This window comes from Clostridium sp. FP1 (genome assembly GCF_011065975.2).
Taxonomy (GTDB): Bacteria; Bacillota; Clostridia; order Clostridiales; family Clostridiaceae; genus Clostridium_AD; species Clostridium_AD tagluense.
The window spans coordinates 1-12,706 of record NZ_JAAMNJ020000001.1; the positions used below are offsets into that span (position 1 = coordinate 1).

Genomic DNA, 12,706 nt, shown 5'->3' on the forward strand with positions numbered 1-12,706 from the left:
ATGTCTGCAACACTAAACCCAAAGTATACATTTGATTCTTTTGTAATTGGAAATAGTAATAGATTTGCCCATGCTGCGTCTCTTGCTGTAGCCGAATCACCTGCTAAGGCCTATAACCCGCTATTTATTTATGGAGGCGTTGGTCTTGGAAAAACACATTTAATGCATGCTATTGGTCATTATATATTATCAAACAACCCAAAATCCAAGGTTGTTTACGTTTCTTCTGAAAAATTTACAAATGAACTTATAAATTCTATTAAAGATGACAAAAACGTAGAATTTAGAAATAAGTACAGAAATGTAGATGTACTTCTAATCGATGATATTCAATTTATTGCAGGAAAAGAACGTACACAGGAGGAATTCTTTCATACATTTAACGATCTTCATGAAGCAAATAAGCAAATTATCTTATCTAGTGATAGACCTCCTAAAGAGATCCCAACCCTAGAGGATAGGCTGCGTTCTAGATTTGAATGGGGTCTTATAGCTGATATACAACCACCTGATTTTGAAACTAGAATCGCCATATTAAAGAAGAAAGCAGATGTAGAAAATTTAAATATTCCAAATGAAGTAATGGTCTATATTGCTACTAAAATAAAATCCAATATACGGGAACTAGAAGGTGCTCTTATTAGAATAGTAGCTTTTTCTTCTCTAACTAATAAAGAAATTGGAATAGATTTAGCATCAGAAGCACTTAAAGATATTATTTCTAGTAGAAATTCAAAGCAAGTAACTATCGAGCTAATCCAAGATATAGTTTCTAGCTATTTTAATTTAAAAGTTGAGGATTTTAAATCTTCAAGAAGGACTAGGAACATAACCTTCCCAAGACAAATCGCAATGTATTTATGTAGAAAGCTTACAGATATGTCACTGCCTAAAATAGGTGAGGAATTTGGAGGTCGCGATCATACAACTGTAATCCATGCCTGTGAGAAAATTTCAAAAGGTCTTAAAGAAGATGAAAATTTGCAAGATAACGTAGCAGAACTCACTAAAAAGATAAGTCAAAAATAGTAAATTTTTTTTACTAACAGGTGTTGATACTCTTTATATATAATCCTGTGTATAAAATAATACATAAAACCTAGCTGTGGGTATTGTGGATAACTATGATTTTTTTTTGCATACTTATCCACAAATAGTTTTACCTAGCTTTGTTGCTGTATAAAGCCTAAGATAGGTTCCTAACATATCAACAGGCCCTACTACTATTACTACTATTTTTAGATTATTATCTTACCTATCTTTAATAAATTTCCCATGTGGATAAGGAGGTCTTTTTTTTATGAAATTTATATGTGAAAAAAATATATTACAAGAAGCAATTTCAAATGTTCAAAAAGCTATTACTGGAAAATCAACTATGCCTGTACTTCAAGGTATATTACTGGTTGCTAAAGACAGCGAAGTAACTCTTATAGGATCTGATATTGACTTAAGCATTGAAGCTAAGATTACTGCAGAAGTTATAGAAGACGGAAGTATAGTATTAGATTCAAAGCTATTCGGTGAAATAATAAGGAAATTACCTAATAATACAATTGAGATAACAACAGACGATAATAATGCTATTAAAATAGTTTGCCAAAAATCCTACGCTACTATAATTCACATGAACAGTGAGGACTATCCAAGTTTACCTAATATAATAGAAAATATGATTTTTTCAATTTCTCAAAAAGTGTTGAAGAACATGATGAAAGGTACTATTTTTGCAGTTGCTCAAGATGAAACTAGACCAATTCTTACAGGAGTCCTATTTGAAATAAAAGATAAAAAGCTTAATCTTGTAGCACTAGATGGTTATAGAGTTGCATTTAGAAGTGAACCAGTAGATAATGATTCTTTTATAACTGCTGTAATTCCAGGCAAAACATTAAGTGAAGTATCAAAAATATTAGAAGAAACAGATGAGCCCGTTAATATAACTTTCACACCAAACCATATACTATTTAATATTGGGAAAACAAAAGTTATATCAAGATTACTAGAAGGTGAATTCATAAAATATAATTCGATAATACCTGAAGAATATAATTTAAAAATAACAGCTAAAAGATCTGAATTATTAAACTGTATAGAAAGAGCTTCTCTTATGGCAAAAGAAGGAAATACGAATTTAGTTAAATTTAACATAGAAGAAGATAATATGATAATAACTTCTAATTCTCAATTGGGAAAATCAAGAGAAGAAATTAATATAATTTTGCAAGGAGAACCTCTTCAAATTGCATTTAATTCAAAATATCTAATAGAACTTCTTAAAATAATGGAAGAGGACGAAATACTTATGGAATTTTCTAGTGGTGTTAATCCTTGTGTAGTAAGAAATAAAGAAAAAAATAATTGTACCTATATGGTATTGCCAGTAAGAATAAGAGCTACAAATAATTAAAATATTTATAATAATAATTAAGAAAAGAAGGTTTTAAAATGAATGAAATAAAAATTGAAACAGATATAATAAAATTAGATTCTTTTCTAAAGTGGGCTGGAATAGCTTGTTTAGGAACAGAGGCAAAATACTATATCAAAAATCAAGATATCAAAGTTAATGGTGAAATAGAAACTCAAAGGGGTAAAAAATTAACTAAAGGCGATATAATAGAATTTAATGGTGAAGGTTATAAAATAGTTTAAAATTATATGAATGCACCGGAAAATCTTTAGATATTATCCGGTGCACAATTTATGTCTATAATTTTTTAAATTAAGTGAATTTATTTATACATATTAAATAATAAAATTATATATATATATGTTATAATTGTATTAGGTGATTGTATGCATATAAAATATTTACAGCTTCTAAATTTTAGAAATTTTGACGGGTTATTTATAGAATTAAATAAAGGAACTAATGTATTTGTGGGAGATAATGCCCAAGGTAAAACAAATATTTTAGAAGCAATTTATTATTGTAGTTTAGCTAAATCTCACAGGACCAATAGAGATAAAGAATTAATAAACTGGAATGGAACAGAAGCATATATAAAGCTTTATGTATGCAAAACCAGACTCGATAAAAAGATAGAAATAAAAATTTTTAAAGAAGGCAGAAAAGGCGTTAATATAAATTCTATAAAAATTCAAAAATTGTCAGAATTGGTAGGAAGCTTCAATGTTATTATGTTTTCTCCTGAAGATTTAAGTATTGTTAAAGAATCTCCATCATACAGACGAAAATTTTTAGATATAGAACTATGTAAATTAAGCCGCCGGTACTACCATAGCTTAACTCAATATAAAAAAGTTTTAAATGAGAGGAATCTGACTATAAAAAAATGGAACACAAACAGTGATATTATAGATGTATATGATAAACAACTTAGTGAATTTGGTGCAATTATAATAAAAAATAGAATTAATTATATAGAGAAATTAAACCAAAAGGGAAAAATAATACATAGTGATATAACATCTAAAAGTGAAGAAATAGAAATTAAATATTTAACACCTATTAGGGATTTAGATAATATACAAGAAAATTTATATATGCTCCTATGTAAGAATAGAAAAAGAGATATAGAAACTAAAACCACATCAATAGGTCCACATAGAGAGGATTTTTCTATAGAACTTAATGGCACAGATGCTAAGACATTTGGGTCTCAAGGACAACAGAGAACTGCAGTTTTAACCATTAAATTTGCAGCGCTGGCAATAATAAAAGAACTAACTGGAGAATATCCAGTATTATTACTTGATGATGTTTTGTCTGAATTAGATACAAAAAGGCAAGAATATATATTAAATTCTATAAAAGAAATTCAAACATTAATTACTTGTACTGGAACTTTCGATATAAGAAAATATTTAAAACCTGAAAATAAGATATTTGAGGTTATGTCGGGCAAATTAAAAGAAATTACATAGATTGAAATAAGGTACGATGTATTATTAAGGAGGATATTATATGTTTTTACATTTAGGAGAAAATGTAGTAGTACCTATAAAAGACATTATAGGTATATTTGACATGGAAACTACTATGTATAGTTCGGACACTATTCAATTTTTAAGAATGGCTGAAGAAGATGGTTTTGTAGAAAGGATAACAAAAAATACGGCTAAATCATTTGTTATTGCTGAGGTAGATAAAAAAAGTAAAATATATCTATCGCCCATATCATCACAAACGCTATGCAAGAGAACAGAAACTGTATATTATGCGCTGTAGATTAGATTAGGAGGATATACATGGAAATAAATAATATTTATGACGAGAGTCAAATACAAGTACTTGAAGGATTAGAAGCAGTAAGAAAAAGACCTGGTATGTATATAGGAAGCACCAGTATTCGTGGACTTCATCATCTAGTTTATGAAATTGTAGACAATAGTATAGATGAGGCAATGGCAGGTTTTTGTAAAAATATTGATGTATTTATACATCCAGATAATTCTATAACTGTTATGGATGATGGTCGAGGTATGCCTGTAGGAATGCATCATAAAATGAAAATACCTACTGTAGAAGTTATAATGACTGTACTTCATGCAGGTGGAAAATTTGGTGGTGGAGCGTACAAAGTATCTGGTGGCCTCCATGGTGTTGGGGCATCTGTAGTTAATGCACTGTCTGAAATTTGTGAAGTTGAAGTTAGCGTTGATGGAGAAATATGGAAACAAACATTTTCAAAGGGAAAAACTACTAGTACACTAGTAAACATAGGAACAACTCAGGAACATGGAACAAAAATTTTCTTTATGCCTGATGCAGAAATTTTTGAGGAAATTGATTTTGATTATGAAACAGTATCTCAAAGACTTAGAGAGCTCGCTTTCTTAAATAAAGGTATAAGAATAACACTTACAGATGAGAGAGAAGATAAAAAACAAGAATTTTTATATGAAGGTGGAATAAGATCCTTTGTAGATTATCTAAATAGAAATAAAGGTAAAATCCACGATACTATATACATTGAAGGACGTAAGAATGAGTATATTGTTGAAATAGCATTGCAATACAATGATACATACACTGAAAACTTATTTTCTTTTGCTAATAATATAGATACAGTGGAAGGTGGAACGCACCTAGTTGGTTTTAAGTCTGCTTTAACAAGAATAGTAAATGATTATGCTAAAAAATTTGGTTTCTTAAAAGAAAATGATAAAAATCTATCTGGTGAGGATGTACGAGAAGGTCTTACTGCAGTAATATCTATAAAGCTTACAGATCCTCAATTTGAAGGTCAAACAAAAACTAAACTTGGAAATAGCGAAGTAAGAGGCATAGTTGATGGAATAGTTGGCGAGGCAATCAGTAATGTTCTAGAGGAAAATCCTGAGCTTGGTAAAAAAATAATAGATAAATCATTAAATGCAGCTAGAGCTCGTGATGCAGCAAAAAAAGCAAGAGAACTTACAAGACGAAAATCTATACTTGAAAGTACTACTCTTCCTGGAAAATTATCAGATTGTGCTTCAAAAGATCCTATGGAATGTGAAATATACTTGGTCGAAGGAGATTCCGCTGGAGGATCTGCAAAGCAGGGTAGAGATAGAAAATTCCAAGCTATACTTCCCCTTAAAGGAAAAATAATGAATGTTGAAAAGCAAAGAATTGATAAGATGCTGGCATCACTCGAAATTCGGGCTATGATAACAGCATTTGGTGCTGGTATAGGTAAGGATTTTGATGTAAAAAAAATAAGATACGATCGTATTATTATTATGACAGATGCGGACGTAGATGGAGCACATATTAGAACGCTACTACTAACATTCTTCTATAGATACATGAAAGAATTAGTAGAAGGCGGACACGTATATGTAGCTCAACCTCCACTATTTAAGGTTACTAAAGGTAAGAAAGATCACTATGTATATAGTGATGAACAGTTAAAGAATTATCTTGAGGAAATCGGTGGAAAAGATAGTAACATTGATATCCAAAGATATAAAGGTCTTGGAGAAATGGATGCACATCAACTTTGGGATACAACAATGAACCCAGAGGAGAGAGTCCTCCTTCAGGTCCATGTAGAGGATGCAATGGCAGCAGACGAGATATTTACTATTCTTATGGGCGATAAAGTAGAACCTCGCAGAGAGTTTATACAAGAAAATGCTAAGAAAGTGCTTAACTTAGATATATAGTAGATTAGTACAATTACAGAAGCGCATGGAGAATAACGGTATCATTTTCTGTGTGTTGTTAAAATATTTTGTTTGAAGAGGTGTAACAGATGAATAATCAGGGAAAAATTTTACCTATTGATATAAGGTCCGAAATGAAAAAATCTTATATAGATTATGCTATGAGCGTTATCGTAAGTCGTGCGCTTCCAGATGTACGGGATGGACTTAAACCTGTTCATAGAAGAATATTATTCTCTATGCATGAACTAGGATTAACACCAGAAAAGGGATATAGAAAGTGTGCCAGAATTGTTGGAGACGTTTTAGGTAAGTATCATCCACATGGTGATACTGCAGTATATGGCGCATTAGTTAGAATGGCTCAAGACTTTTCTCAAAGATGTATTTTGGTTGATGGTCATGGAAATTTTGGTTCTGTAGATGGTGACGGAGCGGCTGCAATGAGATATACAGAAGCTAAAATGAGCAAAATTACAACACAGATGCTTCGTGATATTAATAAAGAGACAGTAGATTTTGTTCCTAACTTTGATGAAGAAGAAAAAGAACCATCAGTTCTACCATCAAGATTCCCCAATCTTCTAGTTAATGGATCAACTGGTATTGCAGTAGGTATGGCAACCAATATACCTCCCCATAACTTAATAGAAGTTATAGATGGAGTATTAATGCTTATTGAAGATTCAGAAGTTGAAATAAGTGAGTTAATGACAAAAATAAAAGGACCAGATTTTCCTACAGCAGGAATTATTCTAGGGAGAGCGGGAATAAAAAGTGCTTATGAAACAGGGCGAGGAAGAATCCTGGTAAGAGCTAAAACAGACATTGAAGAGAATAAGGGCAGGAATTCAATAATAGTAACAGAATTACCTTATCAAGTTAATAAAGCAAAACTTATAGAAGGTATTGCAGATTTAGTAAAAGATAAGAAAATAGATGGAATATCCGACCTTCGAGATGAATCAGATAGAGAAGGCATGAGAATTGTTATAGAATTAAAAAGGGATGCAAATTCTAATATAGTATTAAATAGGCTATTTAAACATACTAGGATGCAAGACACTTTTGGAGTTATAATGATAGCCCTTGTAAATGGAGAGCCACAAACATTAAACTTAAAACAATGTTTAGTACATTATTTAGATCATCAAAAGGACGTAGTAAGAAGGAGAACTCAATTTGATTTAGATAAAGCATTAGCTAGGGCCCATATCTTAGAAGGTATGAAAATAGCACTAGACCACATTGATGAAGTAATTCGTTTAATAAGAGCATCTAAAAGCATTAGTGAAGCCAAAGAAAGTTTAATAAATGCGTTTGAACTATCAGAAAAACAAGCCGTTGCTATTGTTGAAATGAGACTTGGAAGACTTACAGGGCTTGAAAGAGATAAGATTGAAGATGAGTATAACGAAATAATGAAAACCGTTAATTATTTAAAAGGAATCTTAGCAGATGAAACAGTATTACTTAACATAATAAAAGATGAGCTTATAGAGATTAGAAATAAATATGGTGATACTAGAAGAACAGCAATAGAAAAAAATCCATATAGCATAGATGAGGAAGATTTAATTCAAGAAACAGATGTTGTAATAACGCTAACTCATGCAGGTTATATAAAGAGGCTTCCAGCTGATACTTATAGTGCCCAAAAAAGAGGGGGTAGAGGAATACAAGGTGTTACTACGAAAGAAGATGACTTTGTAGAACATATATTTATAACCTCCACTCATAATAATCTTTTGTTATTTACAAACAAAGGAAAAGCATTTAGATTAAAGGCATATGAAATTCCTGAAGGTGGAAGAACAGCTAAGGGAACAAACTTAGTAAATATTATACCACTCGCTAATGACGATAAAATTCAAGCGGTTATATCTCTTAAAGAATTTACAGAGGATAATTTTCTTATAATGGGAACAAAACATGGTTTAATTAAGAAAACATCACTTGATAAATATTCTTCTATAAGGAAGAATGGTTTAAATGCAATCAATTTAAGAGAAGATGATGAACTAATCGGAGCTGCGATAACCACTGGAGATAGTGAAATGCTATTTGCTACAAAAAATGGTTATTCTATAAGATTTAGTGAAAAAGATGTAAGAGATATGGGAAGAACTGCAACTGGAGTTAAGGCATTAACTTTGAGACAAGATGACATCGTAGTGTCTATGAATATTGTTAAACCTGAAGAAGAACTGTTAGTTATAAGTGAAAAGGGTTTTGGAAAAAGAACCCTAGTTTCGCAATACACACTTCAACATAGAGGTGGTAAAGGCGTAATAACTTATAAGGTATCAGAGAAAACAGGAAAACTTGTAGGTGCTAGAATAGTAAAAGACGGAGATGAAATGATACTTATAAACAGTAATGGTGTTGTTATAAGGTTGAATGTATCTGGCATATCAACTACAAGTAGAAATACCATGGGAGTTACTTTAATGAAGAATGGAGAAGGAGATAATATCGTTGCTATAGCTAAAATAAATTGTAGTGATGAAATTAATTTAGAGCATGATTCATGTAAATTGGAGGATTCTTTACTAGAAGAAATGGAAGAAACGCATTTCAAGGCAGAAGAAGACATAGATATAAATGATGAAGTAAATGACGATATAGCTGATGATACAGCTTCTGAAACAGAAGATTAAAACATAATATTATAAAATTAAAGTACTTATCTCAAAAAAAATGGGATAAGTACTTTTTTTATTATATAGGAAACAGCTTGCGGAAGCCGCTGTGGATAACATTCTAGCTAAAAGATATATAGAAAAAATCAGATAAATATGAGATGATTAAATCATGAGAAAAAATAAGATTACCATAAAACAAATATTTGAAGATAATTATTCAAAGTTTTGGAAATTGAATAAAGAAAAGTATCCTGAAAAGATGAGAGAACATATGAATATCGAAGTAATGAAAATGATAGGATGTGGAGATATTTCATTAGGTTTTGTTGCGTACATATGTTTAAAATGTCTGGAAGTATTTAAAATAGGATTTACATGTAAAAGTAGGTTTTGTAGTAAATGTGGTAAAAAATACATAAGCGAATGGGTAGAGAAACAAGTAAGTAAAATCTTGGATGTTCCACATAGGCATTGTGTTTTTACGATACCGACTGAGTACAGAAAATATTTTTTTTGGAATAGAGAGAGTCTGAAAGACCTGCAAGACATGGTATATGAGGTTATAAATGAGTTTGCAAATGGTGTAAACTATAAAAATAGAGAAGAATATAAAAAGAAGAAAAGAAGCAAAAAAGGTGGAGTGCTTTGGCAAAGTGGAATGATTGGCGTAGTGCATACTTTTGGAAGGAATATAGGGTTTAACCCACATGTGCATGCATTGGTTCCAGAAATAAAAACAAGGGATAATGAAGTTAAGGATATGGAATTCTTTGACTATAAATATTTTAGAAAAGTTTGGCAGTACAAATTAATAAATTATATGGTTAGTAAAAACCCAGATAAAAAAGCAGAGTACTTAAAAATGTTCAAAGATTATCCTAACGGATTTTACATAAATGCCAAATCAAGAATGAAAAGTGCAAGAGGTGCAGCAAGATATATCGGTAGATATTTAGCAAGACCTGCGATAGCAGAATATAGAATACTTAGCTATGATGGGAAAAATGTAACGTTTTGGTATAAGAGTCATGAAACTAATGAGAGAGTAGAAGAAACAGTTACGGCACAAGTGTTTATAGGCAGGTTACTAATGCATATATCGCCTAAATATTTTAAAATGGTTAGATTATATGGAGTATATGCTGGAAGTATAAGTATAAAGATTAGAAAATGTTTTGGTTTATTGCAATACATAAAAAGTGGGCTTAAAGCAATTCAGTACACATTAAAAATAAATTGGAAAAAGGAAATAAGAAAAATGAAGTATAGAGAATTAATGATTATTAATTTTTCTAAAGATCCAGGGAAATGTTCAAAATGCGGTCAGCTAATGGAGTTATTCCAAATTTGGCACAGAAAGTATGGGTATATTTATGATATGGGAACGTATTAAAAGGATTTTTAAAATTAAAATGGATGAAAGGGAGATACCATTTCAAACAGAGGGGCCCGATAAGATGATACTTTTTAAATGTAAGAAATGTGGGTATGAAGAAGAGGTACCAGAATTTGTTGCGTTTGAATGTTATACACCTGAGGAATTTGACAAGAAGAGTGGTAGTCCTATTGTTCTATGCCCAGAATGTGATGCAAATATGATAATTAAAGGACGATGAAATTATCATATTTGCTTGGCATAAGGGTTTTTACTCGACCGTAGGGAGATTTTGTTCTTTATAATATAATGAACCTAGTGTATCTTAAGCAGTAAAATAGAGAAAAATAAAGATATATATAGAAAAATGAGTTTAATCTACTAAGAAATAGAGTTACTTAAAATATATGATGGGATATATTTGGTACAATACTCTTTGTCGTCACGAAGAAGAAACAGTAGCGATTTAGTTTTAAAAGTTAAGTAGTTTTCTAAAATTAAAATAATATTTAAAAAAATAGAAAAATATATTGACAAATTAAGAATTAAATAGTAGAATTGTAGAAGTCGTCACATGATGACAAAACAAGTTGGTCTTTGAAAATTAAACAGAGAAATAGGTAAAATAGCGAAATGATATTTCGCTTGATCAGTTAATTACTTTAGATAAAAAAAGTAATTTTAGTCGTAAGACTAAAAAGTATGTAATGAGCTTGCTAACCAGCTTAACAGTGGTTGCAGATTATTCATTTCAAATAAAAAGTGTAAACTTTTAAATTGAGAGTTTGATCCTGGCTCAGGACGAACGCTGGCGGCGTGCCTAACACATGCAAGTCGAGCGATGAAACCCTTCGGGGTGGATTAGCGGCGGACGGGTGAGTAACACGTGGGTAACCTGCCTCAAAGAGGGGAATAGCCTCCCGAAAGGGAGATTAATACCGCATAATATGTTTTGGTCGCATGATCGAAACATCAAAGGATTTTTCTTTTAGAAGATTCCACTTTGAGATGGACCCGCGGCGCATTAGCTAGTTGGTGAGGTAACGGCCCACCAAGGCAACGATGCGTAGCCGACCTGAGAGGGTGATCGGCCACATTGGAACTGAGACACGGTCCAGACTCCTACGGGAGGCAGCAGTGGGGAATATTGCGCAATGGGGGAAACCCTGACGCAGCAACGCCGCGTGAATGATGAAGGCCTTCGGGTTGTAAAGTTCTGTCTTCTGGGACGATAATGACGGTACCAGAGGAGGAAGCCACGGCTAACTACGTGCCAGCAGCCGCGGTAATACGTAGGTGGCAAGCGTTGTCCGGATTTACTGGGCGTAAAGGATGCGTAGGCGGACATTTAAGTCAGATGTGAAATACCCGAGCTTAACTTGGGTGCTGCATTTGAAACTGGGTGTCTAGAGTGCAGGAGAGGTAAGTGGAATTCCTAGTGTAGCGGTGAAATGCGTAGAGATTAGGAAGAACACCAGTGGCGAAGGCGACTTACTGGACTGTAACTGACGCTGAGGCATGAAAGCGTGGGGAGCAAACAGGATTAGATACCCTGGTAGTCCACGCCGTAAACGATGAATACTAGGTGTCGGGGGTCGAACCTCGGTGCCGCAGTTAACACAATAAGTATTCCGCCTGGGGAGTACGATCGCAAGATTAAAACTCAAAGGAATTGACGGGGGCCCGCACAAGCAGCGGAGCATGTGGTTTAATTCGAAGCAACGCGAAGAACCTTACCTAGACTTGACATCCCCTGCATAACCCAGAGATGGGCGAAGTCCTTCGGGACAGGGTGACAGGTGGTGCATGGTTGTCGTCAGCTCGTGTCGTGAGATGTTGGGTTAAGTCCCGCAACGAGCGCAACCCTTATCATTAGTTGCTACCATTTAGTTGAGCACTCTAGTGAGACTGCCCGGGTTAACCGGGAGGAAGGTGGGGATGACGTCAAATCATCATGCCCCTTATGTCTAGGGCTACACACGTGCTACAATGGTGAGTACAAAGAGATGCAAGACCGCAAGGTGGAGCCAAACTCAAAAACTCATCCCAGTTCGGATTGTAGGCTGCAACTCGCCTACATGAAGCCGGAGTTGCTAGTAATCGCGAATCAGCATGTCGCGGTGAATACGTTCCCGGGCCTTGTACACACCGCCCGTCACACCATGAGAGTTGGTAACACCCGAAGTCCGTGAGGTAACCGTAAGGAGCCAGCGGCCGAAGGTGGGATTGATGATTGGGGTGAAGTCGTAACAAGGTAGCCGTAGGAGAACCTGCGGCTGGATCACCTCCTTTCTAGGGAGTAGATGCAAAGACTTCGGTCAATGCAACAAGAAGAATTTAGTTATTCTTCAAAACATCTACTGTAATTACTCGTAACCTATTCTCTGTTTAATTTTGAGAGACTAATTTAGTTAACTCTTTGGAGCTTACTAATAATTTAATCTTTCTAAAAATGTTCTTTGAAAATTGCACAGTGAAATTAAAGTTGTTTTAATAAGTTAAAGCCATGTAAGTGGTGTATAGATGAATTTAATACAATTTCGCAAAATGAATTAAAAGGTTTATG

The 12,706-nt window shown here is 33.2% G+C and carries 9 protein-coding genes and 1 rRNA gene; all 10 read left to right on the forward strand.

Going from position 1 to position 12,706, the window contains the following annotated elements:
• A partial coding sequence (gene dnaA, locus G9F70_RS00005) for a chromosomal replication initiator protein DnaA (RefSeq protein ID WP_224617358.1) occupies window positions 1–1,029 on the forward strand: 1,029 nt, incomplete at its 5' end.
• Between the two features lie 271 nt (window positions 1,030–1,300).
• A complete protein-coding gene (gene dnaN, locus G9F70_RS00010) occupies window positions 1,301–2,410 on the forward strand; it encodes a DNA polymerase III subunit beta (protein ID WP_164945977.1) in 1,110 nt (369 codons plus the stop codon).
• 38 nt (window positions 2,411–2,448) lie between these two features.
• Window positions 2,449–2,655 (forward strand): RNA-binding S4 domain-containing protein, encoded by a 207-nt coding sequence (locus G9F70_RS00015; RefSeq protein WP_124998850.1) that lies wholly within the window; start codon window positions 2,449–2,451, stop codon window positions 2,653–2,655.
• A 144-nt stretch (window positions 2,656–2,799) separates the two neighbouring features.
• Entirely contained in the window at window positions 2,800–3,891 is a 1,092-nt protein-coding gene (gene recF, locus G9F70_RS00020) for a DNA replication/repair protein RecF (protein WP_164945978.1), read from the forward strand.
• A 40-nt stretch (window positions 3,892–3,931) separates the two neighbouring features.
• A complete protein-coding gene (gene remB / locus G9F70_RS00025; RefSeq protein WP_124998854.1) occupies window positions 3,932–4,195 on the forward strand; it encodes an extracellular matrix regulator RemB in 264 nt (87 codons plus the stop codon).
• A gap of 20 nt (window positions 4,196–4,215) precedes the next feature.
• A complete protein-coding gene (gene gyrB / locus G9F70_RS00030) occupies window positions 4,216–6,120 on the forward strand; it encodes a DNA topoisomerase (ATP-hydrolyzing) subunit B (protein ID WP_164945979.1) in 1,905 nt (634 codons plus the stop codon).
• Window positions 6,121–6,209: 89 nt separating this feature from the next.
• On the forward strand, window positions 6,210–8,780 hold the full coding sequence (gene gyrA, locus G9F70_RS00035) for a DNA gyrase subunit A (RefSeq protein WP_164945980.1): 2,571 nt from the start codon (window positions 6,210–6,212) through the stop codon (window positions 8,778–8,780).
• Window positions 8,781–8,934: 154 nt separating this feature from the next.
• A complete protein-coding gene (locus tag G9F70_RS00040) occupies window positions 8,935–10,158 on the forward strand; it encodes a transposase (RefSeq protein WP_224617359.1) in 1,224 nt (407 codons plus the stop codon).
• A complete protein-coding gene (locus tag G9F70_RS00045) occupies window positions 10,127–10,381 on the forward strand; it encodes a hypothetical protein (RefSeq protein ID WP_224617360.1) in 255 nt (84 codons plus the stop codon). Before G9F70_RS00040 ends, G9F70_RS00045 begins: the two co-directional genes overlap by 32 nt.
• 532 nt (window positions 10,382–10,913) lie before the next feature.
• A 16S ribosomal RNA gene (locus tag G9F70_RS00050) occupies window positions 10,914–12,432 on the forward strand.
• The last annotated feature ends 274 nt before the right edge of the window (window positions 12,433–12,706 follow it).